13 protein-coding genes, 1 tRNA gene and 4 pseudogenes are annotated in these 21,309 nt (G+C 70.6%); 12 read left to right on the forward strand and 6 right to left on the reverse strand.

Going from position 1 to position 21,309, the window contains the following annotated elements:
* Window positions 1–19: 19 nt before the first annotated feature.
* Both Rai3103_RS13020 and Rai3103_RS18785 read left to right on the forward strand, forming a co-directional pair.
* A pseudogene (locus Rai3103_RS13020) lies at window positions 20–1,509 on the forward strand (ATP-dependent helicase); the annotation flags it as partial.
* Window positions 1,510–1,752: 243 nt separating this feature from the next.
* A complete protein-coding gene (locus tag Rai3103_RS18785; RefSeq protein ID WP_338420109.1) occupies window positions 1,753–2,046 on the forward strand; it encodes an HRDC domain-containing protein in 294 nt (97 codons plus the stop codon).
* On the opposite strand, the gene Rai3103_RS13025 is transcribed toward Rai3103_RS18785, so the two are convergent.
* Complete coding sequence (locus tag Rai3103_RS13025) at window positions 1,962–2,972, reverse strand: TOMM precursor leader peptide-binding protein (RefSeq protein ID WP_153572951.1); 1,011 nt, start codon at window positions 2,970–2,972, stop codon at window positions 1,962–1,964. The genes Rai3103_RS18785 and Rai3103_RS13025 overlap by 85 nt on opposite strands.
* Before the next feature lie 435 nt (window positions 2,973–3,407).
* A complete protein-coding gene (locus Rai3103_RS13030; RefSeq protein ID WP_153572952.1) occupies window positions 3,408–4,907 on the reverse strand; it encodes a zinc-dependent metalloprotease in 1,500 nt (499 codons plus the stop codon).
* 101 nt (window positions 4,908–5,008) lie between these two features.
* On the opposite strand from Rai3103_RS13030, the gene Rai3103_RS13035 reads away from it, so the two are divergent.
* The 4 genes from Rai3103_RS13035 (at window position 5,009) to Rai3103_RS13050 (ending at window position 10,112) form a co-directional block, all read left to right on the forward strand.
* Window positions 5,009–5,434 carry a molybdenum cofactor biosynthesis protein MoaE gene (locus tag Rai3103_RS13035; RefSeq protein ID WP_153572953.1) on the forward strand — a complete coding sequence of 142 codons (426 nt, stop codon included), beginning with the start codon at window positions 5,009–5,011 and terminating at the stop codon, window positions 5,432–5,434.
* 71 nt (window positions 5,435–5,505) lie between these two features.
* A complete protein-coding gene (locus tag Rai3103_RS13040; protein WP_153572954.1) occupies window positions 5,506–6,558 on the forward strand; it encodes a YlbL family protein in 1,053 nt (350 codons plus the stop codon).
* An 18-nt stretch (window positions 6,559–6,576) separates the two neighbouring features.
* Window positions 6,577–7,119, forward strand: coding sequence for a PPA1309 family protein (locus tag Rai3103_RS13045; RefSeq protein WP_153572955.1), 543 nt, complete (start codon window positions 6,577–6,579; stop codon window positions 7,117–7,119).
* 119 nt (window positions 7,120–7,238) lie between these two features.
* Window positions 7,239–10,112: a UPF0182 family membrane protein gene (locus Rai3103_RS13050; protein ID WP_153572956.1), complete on the forward strand. Its 2,874-nt coding sequence runs from the start codon at window positions 7,239–7,241 to the stop codon at window positions 10,110–10,112.
* A gap of 29 nt (window positions 10,113–10,141) precedes the next feature.
* Here the strand turns inward: Rai3103_RS13050 and Rai3103_RS13055 are convergent, their stop codons facing one another.
* The 3 genes from Rai3103_RS13055 to Rai3103_RS13065 all read right to left on the reverse strand — a co-directional run bounded on the left by Rai3103_RS13055 (window position 10,142) and on the right by Rai3103_RS13065 (window position 13,002).
* A complete protein-coding gene (locus Rai3103_RS13055) occupies window positions 10,142–10,846 on the reverse strand; it encodes a M16 family metallopeptidase (protein ID WP_153572957.1) in 705 nt (234 codons plus the stop codon).
* Window positions 10,847–11,515: 669 nt separating this feature from the next.
* Window positions 11,516–12,814 (reverse strand): M16 family metallopeptidase, encoded by a 1,299-nt coding sequence (locus Rai3103_RS13060; RefSeq protein ID WP_153572958.1) that lies wholly within the window; start codon window positions 12,812–12,814, stop codon window positions 11,516–11,518.
* A 111-nt stretch (window positions 12,815–12,925) separates the two neighbouring features.
* A tRNA-Met gene (locus Rai3103_RS13065) sits at window positions 12,926–13,002 on the reverse strand.
* Window positions 13,003–13,077: 75 nt separating this feature from the next.
* On the opposite strand from Rai3103_RS13065, the gene Rai3103_RS13070 reads away from it, so the two are divergent.
* From Rai3103_RS13070 to serA, 6 genes and pseudogenes are all read left to right on the forward strand, one after another.
* On the forward strand, window positions 13,078–13,965 hold the full coding sequence (locus Rai3103_RS13070; RefSeq protein WP_153572959.1) for a P1 family peptidase: 888 nt from the start codon (window positions 13,078–13,080) through the stop codon (window positions 13,963–13,965).
* Window positions 13,966–14,158: 193 nt separating this feature from the next.
* Window positions 14,159–15,654, forward strand: a pseudogene (locus Rai3103_RS13075) (ABC transporter substrate-binding protein).
* A gap of 3 nt (window positions 15,655–15,657) precedes the next feature.
* Window positions 15,658–16,640, forward strand: a pseudogene (locus Rai3103_RS13080) (ABC transporter permease).
* On the forward strand, window positions 16,637–17,485 hold the full coding sequence (locus Rai3103_RS13085; RefSeq protein WP_153572960.1) for an ABC transporter permease: 849 nt from the start codon (window positions 16,637–16,639) through the stop codon (window positions 17,483–17,485). The pseudogene Rai3103_RS13080 and the gene Rai3103_RS13085 overlap by 4 nt, the downstream one beginning before the upstream one ends.
* Complete coding sequence (locus Rai3103_RS13090) at window positions 17,482–19,233, forward strand: dipeptide ABC transporter ATP-binding protein (protein ID WP_153572961.1); 1,752 nt, start codon at window positions 17,482–17,484, stop codon at window positions 19,231–19,233. The genes Rai3103_RS13085 and Rai3103_RS13090 overlap by 4 nt, the downstream gene beginning before the upstream one ends.
* 61 nt (window positions 19,234–19,294) lie before the next feature.
* Window positions 19,295–20,491 carry a phosphoglycerate dehydrogenase gene (gene serA, locus Rai3103_RS13095; protein ID WP_153572962.1) on the forward strand — a complete coding sequence of 399 codons (1,197 nt, stop codon included), beginning with the start codon at window positions 19,295–19,297 and terminating at the stop codon, window positions 20,489–20,491.
* A gap of 7 nt (window positions 20,492–20,498) precedes the next feature.
* Here serA and Rai3103_RS13100 read toward each other — a convergent pair.
* Window positions 20,499–21,301 (reverse strand): annotated as a pseudogene (locus Rai3103_RS13100) (inositol monophosphatase family protein).
* Between the last annotated feature and the right edge of the window lie 8 nt (window positions 21,302–21,309).

The following is a 21,309-nucleotide window of genomic DNA, read 5'->3' on the forward strand; positions in this document are numbered from 1 at the left end:
CAGCCTGGCGGGGCCGGTCGTGGTCATCGCCGGCGCCGGCACGGGCAAGACCCGGGCGATCACGCATCGGATCGCGTACGGCTGCGCCGTCGGGGCGTTCGTCCCTCCCGAGTCCTCGCGGTGACGTTCACCACGCGGGCGGCGGGCGAGATGCGTGGCCGGCTCCAGGAGTTGGGCGCCCGGGGCGTACAGGCGCGGACGTTCCATTCCGCGGCCCTGCGCCAGGCACAGTACTTCTGGCCCAAGGCGTACAGGCGCCCGCTGCCCCCGCTGGCCGACAACCGCTACGGGCTGGTGGTTGAGGCCGCCCGTCGGCTGCGGCTGGAGACTGACCAGGGCATGGTGCGCGACCTGCTCGGCGAAATCGGCTGGGCCAAGGTCTCCAATGCCGACGCCGACTCCTATCCGGCGGTGGCGCGGCGGACTGGCCGGGAGGTGTCCGGGCTGGAGCCGGAGACGATCGCCCGGGTGTTCGCCGGCTACGAGCGGCTGAAGGCCGATCACGGGGTGATCGACTTCGAGGACATCCTGCTCTGCTGTGCGGCCATGCTCGCCGAGCGCCCCGAGGTCGCCGAGGAGGTCCGCCGCACGTACCGCCACCTGGTGGTGGACGAGTATCAGGACGTGTCGCCGCTGCAGGAGGCGCTGCTCTCCCTGTGGCGGGGTGATTCCGAGGACATCTGTGTGGTGGGCGACCCTGCTCAGACCATCCATTCCTTCGCCGGTGCGCGCGCCGACTACCTGACGGGTTTCACCCGGCGCTATCCGGGTGCGGCGGTGGTCCGACTGGTCCGCGACTACCGCTCGACACCTGAAGTGGTGAGGGTCGCCAACCAGGTGATCGGACACGCCGGCCCGCAGGCGCTGGTCGCCCAGCGGCCGGCCGGCCCGGCGCCGCTCTGGTCGGAGGCCTCGGACGAGGCCGAGGAGGCTGCCGGGATCGCCGCCTGGTTGGCCGGTCTGGCAGGGCAGGGGGTCGACTACCGCGAGATGGCGGTGCTCTTCCGGATCAATGCCCAGTCCCCCCAGTTGGAGCAGGCTCTCGACGCGGCGGGCATCCCGTACCTGGTGCGGGGGGCGGAGCGCTTCTATGACCGCGCCGAGGTGAAACAGGCCATCGGCCTGCTCCGTGCCCAGGCACGGACCGGCCAGGCCGACGGTGTCGGCGCCCTCGACCAGGCCAAGGCGCTGCTGGAGCCGCTCGGCTGGCGCGCGACGGCACCGTCCGGCGCGGGCTCCCGTCGGGAGAAGTGGGAGTCCCTGGCCGCGCTCATCGACCTGGTCGATGATGTTCTCGCCGAGCGGCCCGGGTCCAGCCTGGCCGACGTCGCAGAGGTCCTCGAGTCGCGGGCGGCGGCTGACCACGCGCCGATCGCCCACGGCGTCACGCTCTCGACCTTCCACGCGGCCAAGGGCCTGGAGTGGGATGCCGTCGCGCTCTCCGGTGTCCATGAGGGGTCGGTGCCGTTCGTCCTCGCGAAGTCCCGCGACCAGGTGGACGAAGAGCGCCGGTTGCTCTACGTCGGCGTCACCAGGGCTCGGGAGCACCTACGGATCTCCTGGTCGCGGGCGCGGTCGGGGACGAACGGCCGGCGACGGCCCTCACGATTCCTGGACGGAATCATCCCCGACGGTGTCCCCGCCGGGCGGGTCACAGCCTCCGGTGCGGGCAGCGCGGCTCGTCGCAGGACGGCACTGAGTGCCACCTGCCGGGTCTGCGGACAGCCGCTGCGTGACGCCGCCGAACGCAAGATGTCCCATCATCGCGACTGCCCGGTGGACTACGACGAGCCGACGGCCGACGCGCTGCGGCGGTGGCGGCGCACGGAAGCCAAGCTGCGCAGCATCCCGGCGTACGTGGTGTTCACCGACGCGACCCTGCTGGCGCTCGCCGAGGCCCGCCCGAGCGATGAGCGGGCGCTACGGAATGTGAACGGGATCGGCGCGGCGAAGGTCGAGCGCTACGGAGAGGCCGTGCTGAGGATCTGTGCGGATCCCGGCCTCGTCGACGAGGAGGGGACCCTCGCCGGTACCGACGCGGTCTGAGCGTGCCGGCTCCCGCTGGGACTGCCGGCCGGAGCCCAGCAACAACCACACGACGGGTGCGGTCGCCAGGCCCGCCAGGTCTGGCGCCACGCTCGGGTGTCCATCTCCACAGTCCGGTCGGCGAGATCCGGCAGGCCGCCTCGCCCCCAGCAGGACAGTTGGGCCATCACCATGGACGTGGCCCACTCGCGCAGGGCTGGCGGATACGGAGCGGGCGACGAGATCATGGCGGCCCGCTGCTCCACCCATGAGGCGTCCCGAGCTGCGCGGGTCAGGTCGCCGCAGGTCAGGCAGGATGTTCGCCCCGGCACGACGAACGGGCCCACCAGCACGCCCTCCGGCCGGGGGCGCAGGACGACATGCGGATCGTCGGCGCGCATCAGGGCCTCGATGAGGGCAGGGTCCGGTTCCAGGCAGCCGGAGGCGACCACCGTCGGCGTCCCGGCGGGAAGCGGCCGACGGTCGAGCATGTCGACACAGTGCACCCGATCGTGACCCGGGCCGAGGTCCTGATACCCGCCGGGGGCGACGACCTGGACCATCCCCACCCCAGCCTCGAGGAGTCCCGCGACGAGTCCGGGAACCAGGAGAGTGTCGGCGACGACGCGCGCCACTCGCGTTCCGCCCAGTGGACCTTCCTGTGGGTCGTCCACAGCGAGCAGGCCGGCGCGCGCGAGAGTTGTCACCAGGTTGTCCACAAGCCCCGGCGTGACATTCCACCGGACCGTGAGGTCGTCGAGGGAGTACTCGCCGGTCAGATCCGCCAGCATCCGGCCCAGCCCGGTCGGACCGGCTCCGAACCTCAGCCCACGATCCGCGTCGCAGCCGATCTGCACCGTGCCATCCCGCAGTTCGAGGACGGGCAGGCCGGTCAGCAGACGCGGGTGGGCTCCCGACGCGAGGCGTCCCGCGACACTGTCGTTCATGCCCACCACGATGGCCCGGAGCGGCGAGGGTTTCCACCCTGACAAGGGAACGGACAACACCCCGCGGTTCCGGACAACAGCTCGGACCACATCGCGCAGGGCTGGGGAGGTGGCAGGCAGAAGGCCCTCACGCTATCGATGGTGTTCGCCTTCCCCTGCGAACGCACCGACCACGGAGGGCCTTCTGACGCCAATCTAGGGGGCGGTGTCCGGCTTCGTCAAGGCGGGACCTCCGGGCCAGGTGACGATGTCGTCGGGACGACCAGGCCCCGGGACGACTGCCACCCCTGTTGTCCACGGCTGTGGACAACCTTGTGGATGGATTGTGGTCAACGTGTGGACGACGACTGGCCACCGCTCGGTCGGGCGTCGTTCACCAGGTCGACACCTTGTGTCCCGCCTGGCGGCACGGGTGCCCGCCCGGAGCGGACGGATTCACTCGTGCCCGGGGCCCTCGTCGTCGTCCGTACCGCCCTCCGTCCGCCGCTGCCGGTCGGCTTCGTTGAACAGCCGCTCGAGCTCGGCATCGATGTCGTACGCCTCGGGCTGCTGGACGGTCTGCGGGGCGTTGGCGTCGACCTCGCCGGCGACGAACCCCAGCGGGTCGTCGAGCCCCGCTGCCGTCGGCAGGTTGTCCGGGTGGCTCCAGATCCTGTCGCGACCTTCCATGTCGCGGGCCTCCCTCAGCGCGGCCCACAGATTGGCCGCGTCGCGCATCCTGCGCGGGCGCAGTTCCAGGCCGACGAGGGTGTTCAGCGCCTCCTCCGCCGGGCCGCCGGTGGCCCGGCGCCGGCGCATCGTCTCCGCCAGTGCGGGCGCCGTCGGCATCCATCGGCCGGTGGCCTGCGTGACGGTGTCGTCGACCCAGCCCTCGATCAACGCCAGCAGGGTCTCCAGCCGTTCGAGGACGGCCTGCTGCTCAGGGGTGCGTACGGGTTCGAAGAGGCTGCCCTGGAGCTTCTCGAAGGCCTCCTGGAGCGCTTCGAGACCCATCGAGGCGGGGTCGAGATCGCGGTACATGTCCTCCATGGCCGACATGTCGATGCGGATGCCCGCCGCGTACTGCTCGAACAGCGACAGCAGCTGGGGCCGCAGCCAGGGTGCCGCCGCGAACAGGCGCTGGCGGGCGGCCTCGCGCAGGGCCAGGTAGACCTGGATGTCGGTGGGGGACCGGTCGAGACCTTCCGAGAACGCGGCCACGTTGGTCGGCAGCAGCACGACGGCCCCGTCCTCCCCGAGCGGCAGGCCGATATCGGTGAGGCCCAGCACCTCGGACGCGAGCCGACCGAGCGCTTCGCCCACCTTCTGGCCGTACATCATCGCCCCACTGGTGCGCAGCATCGGCTGCAGCATCCCGGCCATCTGGGCCAGCTCGGCCGGCTGGTCCTCGCCGGAGGACCGAAGGAGGGCATCGGCCAGCGCATCGGCGAAGCTGGTCGCGACCGGGGCGATGATCCGCTCCCAGACGGGCAGGGTCGAGGTGATCCATTCCGACCTGCTCCACACCTTCGGCGCCTGCTCAGTGGCGGGGAAGATCGTCGATCGGTCCAGCCACCCCTCGGCGATCCGGGCCGCCTCGGTGACGCTCTCCCGCTGTTCCCGCGTCGGGGCAGGATCCGACCCACGCTCGGCGCAGATCCGGCGGGCGATGGTGCTCACCTGACGCCAGTCGACCTGACCGGGCTGCACCAGCGACCCGGCGCCTCCGGCAGGATTCGCGAAGCCGCTGTAGCCAGCGGTGGGCCCGGCGGAGCCGGCGGCGAACATCTGCCCGAAGGCCTGCTGGAGCTGCTGCATCAGCGCCGCGAGATCGGGCGTGCCGCCTGGTCCGGTGGCACCGGAAAGGCCCAACTGGCGGAGCAACTCCTCGAAGGCGTTCTCCTGCGGCTTGCCCTCGTCCGGGTCGTTCTCGTCGGGGCGAGGATCGTCGGCCATCTGTCACTCCTGCTCGTGGGACATCCTGACTTGCGTCCATTGAACCGCATCGGGCCAAGCGCGTCCGGATGGGCCCTGCGGTGTTCGGTACAGTCGTACGCATGCTCCGGACGAGTGCCTGCGTGACCGCCGAGACGCTGGCGGTTGACGATCTCCTGCGTGCCGTCGCCGACCCCGCGGTCGGCGGGGTCGGGATGTTCGTCGGGCTGGTCCGCGACCACGATCCGGCCGGTCCCGCCTCGACCGTGAGCTGGCTGGAGTACTCCGCCCATCCCAGTGCCGAGGCCACCCTGGCCGCTCTGGTCGCCGAGGTCGCCGAGGCGTACGACGCCCTGGTGGCGCGGGCCGAGCATCGGGTCGGCCGGCTTGGCGTGGGTGACGTCGCGGTCACCGTCGCTGTCGGCGCCGCCCACCGCGCCCCCGCGTTGGAGGCGTGTCAGGTCCTGATCGACCGGATCAAGACCGAGGTGCCCATCTGGAAACGCCAGGCCTTCGACGACGGTGTGACCGGCTGGGTCGGTCTGTGAATCCGCGGGAGACCGGGCCGCGCCACCGGCGGCGGTCTCTTCCCGGTCGTGCCGCCGCTCGGCTGCGCCGCGTGTTCGGCGGGACCCCGACGACGACGGCTGCCGCGGCCGCGACCTTCGTGGTGCTGGCCATGGTGCTGGCGCTGGTGCCGGTGCCGTACGTGACCTGGAGCCCGGGTCGTACGGCCGACGTACTCGGTCCCGCGGCCTCCGGGCAGGGGGAGGCCATCTCCATCTCCGGTCTGGCGACCCACCCGACGCGGGGCCAGCTGCGGCTGACCACTGTCGCGGTGACCCGGGCGGATTCCCGGATCACCCTGCCGGCCGCCCTGGCGGCCGAGTGGTTGCCGTGGCGTGAGGTCCTGCCGCGAGCCGCTGTCTATGCGCCCGGCACCACCGATCAGCAGAGCACCACCGAGGGCACCAGGATGATGGACACCGCGCAGCAGTCGGCCGTCGCGGCGGGGCTGCGCAGCGCGGGGGTCACGGTCACCGAGGTGACGCAGGTCGTCGGGGTCACCAACGGATCGCCGGCCGACGGTCGTCTCGAACCCGGTGACACGATCACCCGGATCGATGGGGCGCCCGTCACGGCACCGGCGGACCTCACCGCGCGGATCAGGGCCCATCACGTGGGCGACACCGTCCGCCTCGGCGTCCGGAGGGCGGGGACCGAGCAGGAGGTCACCGTTCCTACCGTCGCCGCCTCCGGCGCCCCGACCCGCCCGATGATCGGGGCCAGCGTCGGCGTGGGGTACGAGCATCCCGGCACGGTCACCTTCGGTATCGACCCCGGCATCGGCGGACCGAGCGCCGGGCTGGTGTTCGCCCTCGCCATCCATGACCGCCTGACGACCGGGGACCTCACCGGCGGCCGCGTCATCGCGGCGACGGGGACCATCGATGCGGACGGCAGGGTCGGATCGATCGGCGGTCTGCCCTCCAAGGTGGCCGGTGCCCGATCGGCCGGGGCCGCGCTGTTCCTGATCCCGGCCGGCAACTGCGACGAGACGGTCGGTCTGCACACGGATATGCCCCTGGTGCCGGTGGACACCCTCCAGCAGGCGATCGACATCCTGTCGCGGCCGGACACGCCGACCGCCGACCTACCCCACTGCTCCTGACGTCCCGAGGAGGACCTGATGAGCCAGCCCGAACCGCCCCGCGACACCGACGACGCCGCCGACGCCCTGGTGGCCGCCCTGATGGAGATCGAGCGTCATGTCTCCACCCTCGGCTGGGACCAGCCGGCCCGGTTGTTCGCCCTGGTCCGTACGGCCGATCTCGTCGCCGCGGAGCCCCACCTCGCCGACGCCCTGGATGCCGAGCACCGGCCCGCCGACGCGCTCAGCTCGATCGAGCAGGACACCTGGCATGCCGGGGAGGACGTCGTGCAGGCGCTGCAGGAGATCGCCTGGCCCGACACCGTGGAGGGGTGCGCGCTGGCGATCGAGCGGGCCTTCCTGCCCTCCGATGCCGAGGCCGACATCCCCGAGGACCCCGAGGAGGCGGCCCGCTACGTCGCTGAGCATCCGCGCCGTCAGGACATCCGGGTGGTGGCCGGAGTGCTGCGGTCCGGACAGCAGCAGAGCCTTGCCCGGCTCGCCAGCGATCCCGGCGATCTGCTCGGGGGACGCGACCTGGCTCCTGGGCTCTCGGAGCTTCTCAGCCGCACCCTGCGCTGAGCCGGGGGCCGTTGCCTCCTTCCCCGTAGGATGGGGGCGCCGCACCTCGACCGTCCCCGGCCGTCCCCGGATCCCGTTCCCCCCGTTTCTCGTCCCGCCCGCGAACAAGGAAGTGTCACGTGAGCACCGCCTCTCCGGCCCGACCCCGGCGCAAGCCGCACCCGCTGCTGATCACCCTGGTCGCGATGGCGGTACTGCTCGTGCTGCTCGCGGTGACGGCCAACGTCTGGACCGACTTCCTGTGGTACCGCGCCCTGGGGTACTCCGCGGTGTTCACCACCCGGTTGCTCACCGAGGGCGTGCTGTTCGCCCTCGGGTTCCTCATCATGAGCGGGTTGGTCATCGGCAACGGCCTGGTCGCCCTGCGGCTGCGTCCGCGGACCCGGCCGACGGCCCACAGCAGCCTGCTGGAGAGCTACCGGCATGTGTTGTTCAGCGGCCGGTTCCGGGTGGTGCTGTACGTGTTCGGCGTGATCCTGGGGTTCTTCGGGGGATTCGGGATCTCGGGGAACGTCGACACCGTGCTCGCCTGGCTGCATCGGACACCGTTCGGGGGTAACGAGGCAGGCTTCGGGCTCGACCCGGGGTTCTTTGTCTTCTCCTACCCGTTCTGGAAGATGGCGCTCACCTTCCTGATCACGTGCCTTGTCCTCAGTGGCCTGGTCGCCCTGGTGATCCACTACCTGTCCGGCGCGTTGCGTCTTGAACGGGGCGCGCGGTCCTCGGCGGGCGCCCAGGTGCACCTGTCGATCGTGATCGGTGTGATCCTGGTGGTGTACGCCGTGCTGCGGATCTTCGAGCGGTACGGATTGCAGGTCGCCTCGAGCCAGTTGCTGACCGGCATCGGATACACCGATGACCACGTCCGCACGACGGCGCAGCTGATCCTGGCCGCGATCACCCTGGTCTGCGCGTTGCTCTTCTTCGCCAACGCGGCACTGCGCCGCTGGCGGATCCCGGTCGCCTCGATCGTCCTGCTCGTCCTCTCCGGGCTCATCCTCGGCCTCATCTACCCGGCGGTCGTCCAGGCCTTCTCGGTCAACCCGGACGAACCGGACAAGGAGAAGCCCTACATCGAGCGGCACATCGCGGCGACCCGCGCGGCCTACGGCGTGTCCGACGTCGGGGTCCAGGACTACACCGCGGTCACCAAGACCTCGCCGGGCCAGCTGCGCGCGGACGCCGAGGCACTGCCCGGCATCCGGCTGATCGATCCCAAGGTGGTCGCGCCAGCGTACGAGCAGTTCCAGCAGGTGCGTGGCTTCTACCAGTTCCCGAAGACCCTCGACGTGGACCGTTACACCATCAACGGCCAGGAGAGCGATGTCGTGGTGGCGGCCCGAGAGATCGACCTCACCGGGCTGGACTCGAAGAGCTGGAACAACATCCACACGGTCTACACCCACGGATACGGCATGGTCGCGGCCTACGGCAACCGCCGCCAGACCGAGGGCCAGCCCGACTGGATCGAGAAGGACATCCCCCCGACCGGGGCCCTGGGCGAGCAGCAGTCCCGGGTGTACTTCGGCCAACTCTTCACCAACTTCTCGATCGTGGGGGCGCCAGCGGGGTCGGGGCCGGTCGAGCTGGACACGCCCGGAGGCGGAGACCAGAGCGGTGGCTCCAAGATGTTCACGTACGACGGCAAGGGCGGCGTAGGGATCGGCAACTTCCTCACCCGGGCGCTGTACGCCATCCGGTTCGCCGACGCCAACATCCTGTTGTCCGACCGGGTGAACAGCGACTCGAGGATCATCTACAACCGCACTCCCTCGGAGCGGGTGAAGGCTGCCGCGCCCTGGCTGACGGTGGACTCCAACATCTACCCGGCGATCGTCAAGGGGCGCCTGGTCTGGATCGTCGACGGCTACACCACCTCGAACACCTACCCCAATGCCCAGCGTGTCAACCTCGACTCCGCGGTGTCGGCCCAGCGAGCGACCGACACCGGCCTCGGCGCGACGGGGCGGTCGATCAACTACATGCGCAACTCCGTCAAGGCGGTGGTCGACGCCTACGACGGCACGGTCGACCTGTACGCCTGGGACACCAGCGATCCCATCCTGCAGACCTGGAGCAAGACGTACCCGGGGCTCGTCAAGAGCCGGGAGGAGATCTCGTCGGAGCTGCTCAACCACCTGCGCTACCCGGAGGACCTCTTCCAGGTGCAGCGCGAGGTGCTCGCCCGCTACCACATGACCGATCCGCACCAGTGGTACCAGCGGACCGACCTGTGGCAGATCCCGGACGATCCGGTGCTCGGTCAGAGCAACAAGGAGAAGCCGTACTACCTGTCGGTGAAGTGGCCGGGTGACCAGGACCCGATCTTCAGCCTGACCTCGGTCTACGTGCCGAACGCCCGGTCGAACCTCGCCTCGTACATGGCCGTGAACGCCGACGCGGCCAGCCCCCACTACGGCCAGATTCGCATCCTGCGGATGTCGGACCAGACCCAGATCGACGGGCCGGGGCAGACGTTCAATGCGATGACGACGAACGAGCAGGTGGCCACCCGCTTGCGCCCGTATCTCAACCAGGGCGCCGCGAGCGCGGCCTACGGCAACCTGCTGACCCTCCCGGTCGGCGGCGGTCTGCTCTACGTCCAGCCCGTCTACACGGAGCGTCAGGGGGCCACCGGGGCCTACCCGGCCCTGACCTTCGTGATGTCGCGGTTCGGCAACTCGGTGGGTATCGGCACCACCCTGCAGCAGTCGCTCGACCAGGTGTTCGCCGGTGACGCGGGTGCGACCACCGGGGAGACCGGAGGGGCCGCCCAGCCCACCTCGCCGGGCACCTCGCCGTCCACGACGCCACCCTCGACCTCGACGGCGCCCGTCGACCAGGCGGGCCTCCAGAAGGCCGTGGCGGAAGCCCAGCAGGCGTTCACCGACGCCGACAAGGCGCTGAAGGCCGGTGACCTCGGGACCTACCAGAAGAAGACCCAGGAGGCCCAGGCGGCGGTGGCCAGGATGCGGCAGGCACTGGGCGGCTAGTCTCCATCCGCCCGGCCGGCTCGGCGGGGTCAGCCGACGACGTCCTCAGGCCGGACCACCCGGTCCGGCACCACGCCGGCCGCGGCCAGTGGTCCGGTGAGGGCGTCAGCGTCGCCGGCCACCACGATGCTCATGGTGGCCGGTTCCACCACCTCGGTGTAGGAGCGGGTGGCCGAGTCCGGCGTGACCCGGCGCAGGCGCGCGAGGTGTTCGTTGACGTAGCCCAGCGGGAGGCCGTACAGGACGTTCGAGGCCGTCTGCTCCACCACGCCGCGGGCGGTGGCGTAGCGCAGCGGCAGCAGGCCCACCGAATAGGCCACGGCGTCCGTCACCTCCTCCGTGGTCAGGGGCGCTCCGCGCAATGACATCAGGTCCCGGGCCTCGGCCACTGCCCGGGCGGCGACTTCGGTGCGGAAGCTCGAGGTCACGGAGTACGCCCCACCGGTGCGGAACGGCAACAGTCCCATCGAGATGCCGTAGGTGAAGCCGCGTTCCTCCCGCAGGACCCGGTTGAGACGGCTCCAGAAGGCCCCGCCGACCGCATGGGTGGCCACCCGCAGGTCTGCCCAGCGAGGGTCGGTGCGATCCGGGGCCGGGCCGCCCAGGGCCACATCCGCCTGCACCGAGCCGGGGCGATCGGCCAGCACCACTTCCGGCCGACCGGGGCCGGGTGCCCTCTCCGCGGTGGGAGGCAGGCCGCTGCCGCCCCAGCTCCCGAAGGCGGCCTCGACCATCGGCAACGGATCAGCGCCACCGAAGTCGCCCCGAGGACGAGCGTGCTGCGGGCCGGGTCGACGTGGGCGGTATGGAAGGCGCGGACATCGTCGGGGTGGATCCGTGCCAGGGTCTTCCGGGCGCCACCCGTCGGCCGTTGCGCACGGCTCTGGTCGTCGAAGACCACGGATCGCAGCAGCAGCGAGGTGAAGGACGCCGGGCGTGACAGCACCTGGTCGATCTCCGCCAGTCGCAGCGCCACGTGCCGTTCCACGTCCTCGTCGGCCAGGGTCGGGCACACGACCGCCTCCGCGAACAGCGCGAGGGCCCGGTCGAGGTGGGTGATGGGGACGTCCAGATGGATCCGCAGGCCGGCCTGGGCGACGGACAGGGACAACACCGCCCCTCCCGGGCCAACTCCTCGGCGAACGAGGCCCCCGGATGGCGGTCGGTGCCCTCGTCCAGGCAGCGGGCCCCGATCGTCGCGACACCCTCCAGCTCCCGTGGCTCAGCGGCCAGTGGCAGTTCGACGACCAGCGCGCCGGAGACGACGTGCTGGCCGGGCAGGTGATGGACGACGACGCGCAGTCCGTTGGTGAGCCGGTGGTCCGAGGGCAGTGGTGCGGGCCAGGCCGGGGGCGGCGTCGGTGCGGGCCGCGGTCTCGGCGGGAGCCGGAGGAAGTCGAAGCTCATGAGGTGCTCCCTCGCAGGGTCGAGTGGTAGGCGACCGTCGCGTGGTGTGCCGGACCGAGGTGCTCGGGCCCGCAGTCGGCGATCTCCTGGTCGGACAGCGCCAGGACCTCGTGCAGGCGGCGATTGACGAGAGTCGGGTCGTTGCGGAGGGTGGCGTAGGCGGACAACAGGTCCGCCCGGTTCGTCGACGAGGCCAGGTCCTGCAATGCCGTCAGTTCGTGTTGCGCTCGGGCGCGGGCCAGTTCCTCCGATGTGGGTCCCGTGGCGAGGTAGTCGGCGAGCACCTCCCGGGCCGCCTCCTCGAGTTGCTGGGCGGTGGTGTCCTCCCGGGCCCGGGCGACGACGACGCCGAGTGAGGTCCCGTCAATCAGGCCGACCGTCCCGGTGCCGGCCGACTCGGCGAGGCCACGGTCCCGGACCAGGGCCTGGTGCAGGCGAGAGGTCTGCCCGTCGCCGAGGACGTCGAGGGCCAGCCCGACAGCGTCGTACGCCGGGGTGTCCAGGGCGGGCAGTCGCCAGGCCAGGTAGACGGCGTCGGCCGGTACGGGTTCCGCCAGGTCGACCCGGGGCAGGCCGCTGAGCGGGGGCAGTGGGCCTGCGTAGCGCCGCTCGCCGAGGACCCGCGCAGCGATGGGAGAGAAGTAGTGCTCGGCCTTGCGCCAGGCCTCGTCGGGAGTGACGTCGCCGACGATCGACAGGACGGCGTTGCCCGGCATGTAGTGCGCCTGGAAGAAGATCCGCACGTCGTCGAGGGTGGCGGCGTCGAGGTCCTCCATCGAGCCGATGGTCGGGTGGGAATAGGGGTGCCGTTCCGGGAAGGACAGTGCCAGCAGGTGCTGGTAGGCGTCGCCGTAGGGCACGTTGTCGTAGCGTTGGCGCTTCTCCTCCTTGACGACGTCGCGCTGATTGTCGAGGTTGGTCCGGTCGAGCGCCGAGAGGAGCGTGCCCATCCGGTCCGCCTCGAGCCACAGGGCCAGGTCGAGGACGCCGGCGGGGCCGCTCTCGTAGTAGTTCGTCCGGTCGAAGGAGGTGGTCGCGTTCGCGGTCGCGCCGGCCGCCTCGAGGATGGCGATGTGCTGCCCCGACTCGACGTGGCCCGAACCCTGGAACATCAGATGTTCGAAGAGATGGGCGAATCCCGTCCGGTGCCGCAACTCGTGGCGTGAACCGACGTTGTACCAGAGGTTGACGGCCACAGTCGGGGTGCTGTGGTCCGGATTCACCACGACCCGCAGCCCGTTGTCCAGCCGTCGCTCATGGACGGGGTAGTCGAGGCGGACGGAGGGGCGGGCCATAACCGTCATCACACCACATGACCCGCACGCATGCGCGGAGCGGCGGCAAATTCCCCTGTCTGCCGGGAACGTGACCGGGCTCGGATCCCCGAAGGGGACCCGAGCCCGGATTGGTGGCGGGGACAGGATTTGAACCTGCGACCTCTGGGTTATGAGCCCAGCGAGCTACCGAGCTGCTCCACCCCGCGTCGGCAACGAGATAGAACTCTAGACGTGCTCGGCCCTCGAGGCAAATCGGCGCTGGGCGCACTACCGTGAAGGCCATGATCGACGGGTTCTCCATCGGCCACCACCAGGCCCGTGGCGAGGGCTGGCTCACGGGGACGACCGTGGTCCTCGCCCTCGACGGCGCGGTCGGCGGGGTCGACGTGCGTGGTGGGGGCCCGGGCACCCGCGAGACCGACTCGCTGGATCCGATGGCGATGGTCCACCGGGTCAACGCCACCGTCCTCACCGGCGGCAGCGCCTTCGGACTGGCCGCGGCCGACGGGGTGATGCGGGGCCTGGAGGAACGCGGGGTCGGGTTCGAGGTCCCGACGCCATGGGTGGCCGGAGCGGACGCGGTCGTGCCGATCGTGCCGGCCGCTGTGATCTTCGACCTGGGGCGCGGGGGAGACCTGGTGAACCGCCCCGACGAGGCCTTCGGCCGGCGTGCCCTGGAGGCCGCGCTCGCCGCGGACCACGGACCCGACGACCGGCCACCGGTCGGGTCGGTCGGCGCCGGGACCGGGGCTCTCTGCGCCGGCCTGCGGGGCGGCTTCGGCTACGCGGAGCGTAGGGCGGGGCCCTTCCGAGTCGGTGTCGCGCTGGTGCTCAACGCGTCGGGGCCGGCGGTCGACGACCGCACCGGCCGGCCCTGGGCGGACAGTCTCGGCGTCCTGCCTGCTCCCAGCGCCGCCGAGCGGGAGGCGATCGCGGCGGCGATGGCCCGGGTCCCGTCCTTGCCGCTCAACACGACCATCGCGGCCGTGCTGACCGATGCCCCGCTGGACAAGGCCCAAGCCACCAAGGTGGCCCAGGTGGCCCACGACGGCTTGGCTCGGGCGGTCCGTCCGGTGCATCGGATGATCGACGGTGACACGATCTTCTGCTTGGCGTCGGGCACCGTGGACCATCCCCTGAGGCCCTCGGGATCTTCGACGGACTGCTGAGCGCTGCCGCGGGCGTCGTCGAGGAAGCGTGCCTCGTCGCGCTGCTGGCAGCCACCGGGGCTGGTCAATGGCCCGCCTACGCCGACCTCGTGCCGGGATCGGTGACCTGAGGACGGACCGGTGCGGCCAGGTGACTGGCCGATCCCGGTGGCCGTGGGAGGATGTGCCCGTGAGCATCTGTCATCGACCGAGGATCGTCGTCGCACTGGTGGCAGGCCTGGCACTTCTGCTGGCCGGCTGTGCCGGCGGGGGAGGGGCGGGCTCGACCAGCCGGGCCCCCGCCAACGTCCTGGTCATCGGCGCGACGGCCGAGCCGCCGACACTCGACCCGACGATGAACAACGCCGCAGCCATCCCCAGGTGCTCCTGTACAACGTGTACGAGACCCTGGTGAAGGTGGACGGTCAGGGCCAGCTCCACGGCCTGCTGGCGAAGGAATGGACGGTCAGTCCCGACCGGAAGACCTACACCTTCCACCTCGAGCCGGGAGCGGCCTTCGCGTCGGGCCGCCCGCTGACGGCCGCCGACGTCAAGTGGAGCATCGAGCGCATCCTCAGCGCCCAGACCAGCAGCGTCCTGAAGACCCAGATGTCGGTGGTCGACACCGTCACCGCCCAGGACGACCACACCGCCGTTGTCACGCTGAAGCGCCCCTCGAACAGCTGGCTCTGGAACATGAGCTCGACCGCCGGGATCATCTTCGACTCGAAGTCGGGCGCCGACTTCGCCACCTCACCGGCCGGTTCCGGCCCCTACGTCTTCACCTCCTGGACCAAGGGCTCCCAGATCGCGCTGGCGCGCAATGAGAAGTACTGGGGCACCCACGCCCGCCCCGACACGGTGACCTTCCGCTACTTCACCGATGCCAACGCGATGAACGCCGCGCTGCTCTCCGGTGACATCAACGTGATCTCCAACGTCCAGGCGCCGCAGGCCCTCGACAGGTTCTCCGATCCCTCGAAGTACACCGTCCTGCAGGGCACCACCAACGGGGAGGTGGTGCTCGGCATGAACAACCGCGCCACCGCGCTCAAGGACAAGCGTGTCCGGCAGGCGATCTCGTACGCCATTGACCGCAAAGCCCTGCTCGCTTCGGTCTGGAACGGCAAGGGGACCCTGATCGGGTCGATGGTGCCGCCGACCGACCCGTGGTACGAGGACCTGTCGGGCGCCTACCCGTACGATCCGGCCAAGGCCAAGGAGCTGCTCAAGGAGGCCGGCTTCGAGAAGGGGCTGAGCCTGCGGCTGCGGTTGCCCACCCTGGCGTACGCCAAGGGGGCCGGCCAGTTCATCCAGAGCCAGTTGGCAGCAGTCGGGGTCAGCGTCGTGATCGACGAGCTGGAGTTCCCGGCGCGCTGGATCGACGTGGTGATGCGCCAGAGCGACTACGACATGACGATCGTGGCGCATGTCGAGCCTCGTGACATGGTCAACTTCGCCGACCCGAACTACTACTGGCACTACGACAACCCACAGTTCCAGGCGCTGATGGCGGCCGCCGACGCCGGCTCCGCACAGGAGTACATCGACGACCAGCGTGCCGCGGCGAAGCTGCTGTCCGACGACGCGGCCGCCGACTGGCTGTTCCTGCTGCCGAACCTCGTCGTCACCAGTCCCAAGGTGAGCGGACTCAACGCCAACGCCACGTCCTTGAGCTTCGACGTGACGAGGGCTTCGGTGGGGAGCTGAGCGATGCCATCCGGAAGGGTGCCCACCCTCCCGCTCCGGTTGGTCCGGCGGCTGGTGGTCTTCTTCGCCAGTGTCCTCGCCGCGTCGTTCCTGGTGTTCTGGGTCGCCTCGGCCCTGCCCGGCAACGTCGCGCAGGTCGTCCTCGGGTGCAGGCGACCCCGGAAGCAGTGGCCCGGCTGGAACAGGACTTCGGCCTCGACCGCCCCTGGCCGGTGCGCTACCTGGTCTGGCTCGGCGGCCTGCTGCACGGTGACCTGGGCCGGTCCTACCTGACGGGCGAGCCGGTGGTGGTGCAGGTCCTGCCGCGGCTCGGCGTGACGGTGTGGCTCGTCGGCCTGGCCATGTTCGTCGCCATCCTGCTCGCCGTGCCGGCCGGCATGTGGGCGGCCGTGCGACGCCGGCACGCCGACGGCTTCGCCGTCTCCGCGCTCTCCCAGGCCGGCCTGGCGGTGCCCGGCTTCTGGCTCGGCATCCTGGCGACCCTCGTCTTCGCCGTCCAGTTGGGGTGGCTGCCGGCGAACGGCTACGTCCCGCTCGCGTCCGGCGTGGGGACTTGGGCAGTTCATCTCGTCCTGCCGGTGAGCGCCCTGGCCCTCGTCCAGGCATCCGTGCTCACCCGCTACGTACGGTCGGCGACGATCGAAGTGCTCAAGGAGGACTACTACCGCACGGCGCGGGCCGGGGGCTGGCGTACGGTGCCGGCTCTGCTGCGGCACGGACTGCGGAACATGTCCCTGTCGGTGGTGACCGTGATCGGTCTGCAGCTCGCGACGCTCCTCGCGGGCGCCATCATCATCGAGTCGGTCTTCGCCCTTCCGGGTCTGGGTCGACTGCTCCTGGACGCGGTGGCCCAACGGGACCTGATGGTGGTGCAGGGGATCGTCCTGCTGCTGGTCGTCGCCGTCCTGGCGATCAACGCGTTGGTGGACCTGTCGTACGCGCTACTGGATCCGCGGCTGCGCAGCGAGCGGAGGGTCCGCAGATGAAACGCGCCTCCCTCGTCACCGGCATCGTCCTGGTCCTCGCGACCCTCGTGGTGGCCCTCGTGTCGACCGTCGCCACCCCCTACGATCCGCTCGCCGTCGTCCCCGAGGCCCGGCTGCTCGCGCCCGGGCCGCAGCATTGGCTGGGCACCGACGGCTACGGCATCGACATCGCGTCGCGGATCATGGTCGGAGCGCGGATCGCCGTCGCCGTCGGCGTCGTGGCGGTGGCCATCGCCGCCGTCGTCGGCGTCCCTCTCGGGATCGTCGCCGGGATGGTCGCCGCCTCGGGCACGCGGACCGGTGACCGGCGCGGTGAATGGATGTCGGATCTGGTCATGCGCGCCAACGACATCCTGTACGCCTTCCCGGCGATGCTGCTCGCCATCCTGCTGGCCGCTGTCTTCGGCGGGTCCACCGGCACGGCGATGGTCGCCATCGGGGTGGCCAACATCCCGCCGTTCGTCCGGGTCGCACGGGCCGCCACGCTGCAGGTCGCCGTGGCCGACTTCGTCACCGCGGCCCGGGGAGCAGGCATCCGCACCGGCGGCATCGCGGCCCGCCACGTACTGCCCAACATCACACCCGTGGTGGCGGTCCAGGCCTCGATGGCCTTTGGACTGTCCATCCTCTCCGAGGCGGCCCTCAGCTACCTCGGCCTGTCGACGCCACTGCCGACACCGACCTGGGGACGGATGCTGAACGAGGCGCAGGCCTACCTCTACACCGCCCCGATGTTGGCGGTCTGGCCGGGCCTGGCGATCGGTCTGGCGGTGCTCGGCTTCAACCTGCTCGGGGACGGCCTGCGCGACCTGCTCGACCCGAGACTGCGGGAGAGCGTCCGATGACCCAGGCCCTCGTCCGGGTCCAGGACCTGAGGATCGCCTTCGGTCGCCGACGGCGCGAGGCGGTGCACGGACTCTCGTTCAGCATCGCCCCCGGACAGCGCGTCGGTCTCATCGGGGAATCCGGTTCCGGGAAGTCCGTCACAGGGCTGGCGCTGCTCGGACTCCTGCCCGAGACCGCGAACGTCAGTGGGAGCATCCGGCTGGTGGACCCCCGGGCCGGCGGAGCGACGGTCGAGGTCACCACCGCGAGCGATCGGCGCCTGTCCCGATTGCGCGGGGATGCCTACAGCATGGTCTTCCAGGAGCCGATGACGGCGCTCGACCCGACGATGAAGGTGGGCCGCCAGCTCGGCGAGCTCGTCCTGCTGCACGGCCACCGCACCGGCATCGGCACGCGGGCCAGGGTCCTCGAGATGCTGCGCGAGGTCGCTCTGCCGGACGTGGAGCGGATCGCCGACAGCTTCCCGCACCAACTCTCCGGCGGCCAGCGTCAACGCGTGCTGATCGCGATGGCCCTGGTCAACCGGCCCGTGCTGACGATCTGCGACGAGCCGACCACCGCGCTCGACGTCACCGCGCAGGCAGCGGTCCTCGGGGTGCTGGACCGCCACTTCTCCGAGCAGGCGGCCGCCACGCTCTTCATCACCCACGACCTGGCCGTGCTGGCACAGTTGGCCGAGGTGGTGATGGTGATGATCGACGGTCACGTGGTCGAGGCCGGGCCCTTGCTCGAGGTCCTGGCCGATCCGTGGCATCCCTACACCAGGGGCCTGGTGGCGACCGGCCGCCTCGACCGGGCCACCCCGGGCAGTCGGCTTCCCACGGTCGCCGACCACTTCGACCGTGCCGCTGGCGTCGACGGCCTGACCCTCGTCCCCGACGACTGGGCCCACTGCGCGGCGGTGGCGGGGCGGCCGGGGGCGCCGCATGAGCGAGGAGGTGACGCGATGACCGAGGAGGCGCTCTACCGCCTGTCCGACGTCGTCCGGCGGTACGGGAATGCTGCCCGACCCGCGGTGGACCACGTGACGCTGGAGGTCCGGCGCGGCGAACGCCTGGGGATCGTCGGTGAGTCCGGGTCGGGCAAGTCGACCCTGGTCCGGATGATGGCGGCCCTCGACAGGCCGACCAGCGGCAGCATCACCTTCAGGGGAACCGAGCTGGCCGGCCGGTCCGAACGGCGGCTCGGCTTCCTGCGGGCCTCGGTCCAACTCGTGTTCCAGGACCCGCGCACCTCTCTCGACCCCCGGATGACGGTCGGGTCGAGCATCACCGAGCCTCTGCGGTCCCGCCTCGTCCGTGGCCGCGACAGCGTGCCCGTCGACCGGCGGGCCAGACTCGCCGAGGTGATGCGGCAGGTGGGCCTGGACCCGGACGACGCCACCAGATTCCCGCACGAGTTCAGCGGTGGCCAGCGCCAGCGCATCGCCTTGGCACGGGCGCTGGCGCCACATCCCGAGGTGCTGATCGCCGACGAGCCGGTCTCCGCCCTCGACGTCTCGGTCCGTGCCCAGGTACTCAACCTGATCGTGGACCTGGTGGCCGCCGAGGGCCTGACCCTGGTCTTCGTCAGCCATGACCTCGGGGTGGTGCGCCATCTCTGCGACCGCGTCGCCGTGATGCAGAACGGGAGCGTCGTCGAGGCCGGGCCGGCCGAGCAGATCTGGACCGCGCCGCGCCATCCGTACACGCAGGAGCTGCTGGCGGCGATCCCTCGGTTGCCCGACCAGGCGGGATTCCAGGGGTGATGCGTTCCTGATATGGCCTGGGGGTCGTCTCCGCGGGCAGACGCTCCTAGACTCCTTGATCGTGAAGGCACTTCTTCTGGAGAACATCCACCAGTCAGCGGTCCAGGCTCTCGAGGCGTTCGGTATGGACGTGCAGCTCGAGAAGGGGGCGATGGACGAGGACGAGTTGATCGCCGCCCTGGACGGCGTCGATGTGCTCGGAATCCGTTCCAAGACCCAGGTGACCCGACGCGTCCTCGAGGCCCGTCCCGACCTGATGGCCATCGGTGCGTTCTGCATCGGGACGAACCAGATCGACCTGCAGGCCGCCACTGACACCGCCACCGCCGTGTTCAATGCGCCCTACTCGAACACCCGCTCGGTCGTCGAGCTGGCCCTCGCCGAGATCATCGCGATGGCCCGCCACCTCACCGACCGCAGCGAGGAACTGCACCGTGGCGTGTGGAACAAGTCGGCGAAGGGCAGCCACGAGATCCGAGGTCGCAAGCTCGGGATCGTCGGCTACGGCAACATCGGCTCGCAGCTGTCGGTCATCGCCGAGGCAATGGGCATGCAGGTCTACTTCTACGACGTCGTGGACCGGCTCGCCCTCGGCAACGCGCACAAGTGTTCCTCGCTCCAGCAGTTGCTCGAGACCGCCGAGGTGATCAGCCTCCACGTCGACGGACGGGAGGAGAACACCAACCTGTTCGGCGCGGAAGAGTTCGCCATGATGCGCGAGCGGGCGCTGTTCCTGAACCTGTGCCGCGGCTTCGTGGTCGACCTCGACGCGCTGCGCGAGAATCTGTTGTCGGGCCACATCGCCGGCGCCGCCGTCGACGTCTACCCCACGGAGCCGAAGACCAACGACGAGGCGTTCTCCTCAGTGCTCCAGGGCATCCCGAACGTCATCCTCACCCCGCACATCGGGGGATCCACCCAGGAGGCGCAGGAGGACATCGGGCACTTCGTCTCGGGCAAGCTGCTCGACTACGTACGCTCCGGGTCGACCAACATGTCGGTGAACATGCCCGAGCTGCACGTCGACAGCCACGTCGGCCAGGCGCGGCTGCTGCACCTGCACAGGAACGTGCCGGGTGTGCTCGCCAAGGTCAACGGCGTGCTCGGCGAACACGGCGTCAACATCGAGCGCCAGCAGCTGTCCACCCGCCGTGAGCTCGGCTACGTGGTGACCGACACCCTCGCCCCGCTGGATCGCGACCTGATCGACGCGCTGCTCGAGATGCCGGAGACGATCCGCCTGGCGACGATCGGCTGAGGACCGCTCAGCGGCCCAGCCGCGACAGCACGGCCCCGTGGAGCAGACCGTTGGAAGCGACGGCGCTGCGACCCACGGGGCCGTCCTGTCCGTCCAGGTTGGTGAACCGGCCACCGGCCTCGGTGACGATCAGGCTGCAGGCGGCCATGTCGTGCAACTCGAGGTCGGGTTCCGCGGCGATGTCGACCGAACCCTCCGCCACGAGCATGTACGACCAGAAATCGCCGAATCCGCGTACGCGCCAGATCTCCCGGGCGAGCTCCACGAAGCTCGTGCCCCGCTCGATGTCGAACCAGCCGGACAACGAGGAGAACGACAACGACGCGTCCGCCAGTTCACCCACCGCAGAGACGCGGCAGGAGGCCGTGTGCCGGCCGAGGACGCGGGTCCAGGCACCCTCCCCGCGCGATGCCCACCAGCGCCGACCCAAGGCGGGGCGCTGACCGCCGCGGTGACGACCTGCGGGCCGTCCATCAGGGCGATCAGCGTGGCCCAGACCGGGACGCCCCGGACGAAGTTCTTGGTGCCGTCGATCGGGTCGATGATCCAGCGGCGCCGGGCCTCACCGGTGTCGGCCCGCTCCTCCCCGTGCACCGCGTCGTCGGGACGCAGACCGGCGAGCAGTTCCCGCAGGGCGTCCTCCACCGCGAGGTCCGCATCAGTGACCGGAGTGAGATCGGGCTTGGTGGAGACGGCCAGGTCGAGCGCCTGGAACCGCCCCAGGGAGATCTTGTCCGCCGCGTCGGCGAGCAGCAGCGCCACCCCCAGATCGTCGTTGACGGGAAAAGCGGGGGCGGGCGTCTCACTCATGGGCCCAG

Source organism: Raineyella fluvialis (assembly GCF_009646095.1).
GTDB lineage: Bacteria > Actinomycetota > Actinomycetes > Propionibacteriales > Propionibacteriaceae > Raineyella > Raineyella fluvialis.

What these genes read in the sequence shown, in the direction of transcription:
- Rai3103_RS13055 (WP_153572957.1), bottom strand. Translation starts at nt 10,846, where the DNA reads ATGGTCGAGGCCGCCTTCGGGAGCTGGGGCGGCAGCGGCCTGCCTCCC.
- Rai3103_RS18785 (WP_338420109.1), top strand. Translation starts at nt 1,753, where the DNA reads ATGTCCCATCATCGCGACTGCCCGGTGGACTACGACGAGCCGACGGCC.
- Rai3103_RS13090 (WP_153572961.1), top strand. Translation starts at nt 17,482, where the DNA reads ATGACCCAGGCCCTCGTCCGGGTCCAGGACCTGAGGATCGCCTTCGGT.
- Rai3103_RS13030 (WP_153572952.1), bottom strand. Translation starts at nt 4,907, where the DNA reads ATGGCCGACGATCCTCGCCCCGACGAGAACGACCCGGACGAGGGCAAG.
- Rai3103_RS13085 (WP_153572960.1), top strand. Translation starts at nt 16,637, where the DNA reads ATGAAACGCGCCTCCCTCGTCACCGGCATCGTCCTGGTCCTCGCGACC.
- Rai3103_RS13070 (WP_153572959.1), top strand. Translation starts at nt 13,078, where the DNA reads ATGATCGACGGGTTCTCCATCGGCCACCACCAGGCCCGTGGCGAGGGC.
- Rai3103_RS13025 (WP_153572951.1), bottom strand. Translation starts at nt 2,972, where the DNA reads ATGAACGACAGTGTCGCGGGACGCCTCGCGTCGGGAGCCCACCCGCGT.
- Rai3103_RS13045 (WP_153572955.1), top strand. Translation starts at nt 6,577, where the DNA reads ATGAGCCAGCCCGAACCGCCCCGCGACACCGACGACGCCGCCGACGCC.
- Rai3103_RS13035 (WP_153572953.1), top strand. Translation starts at nt 5,009, where the DNA reads ATGCTCCGGACGAGTGCCTGCGTGACCGCCGAGACGCTGGCGGTTGAC.
- Rai3103_RS13060 (WP_153572958.1), bottom strand. Translation starts at nt 12,814, where the DNA reads ATGGCCCGCCCCTCCGTCCGCCTCGACTACCCCGTCCATGAGCGACGG.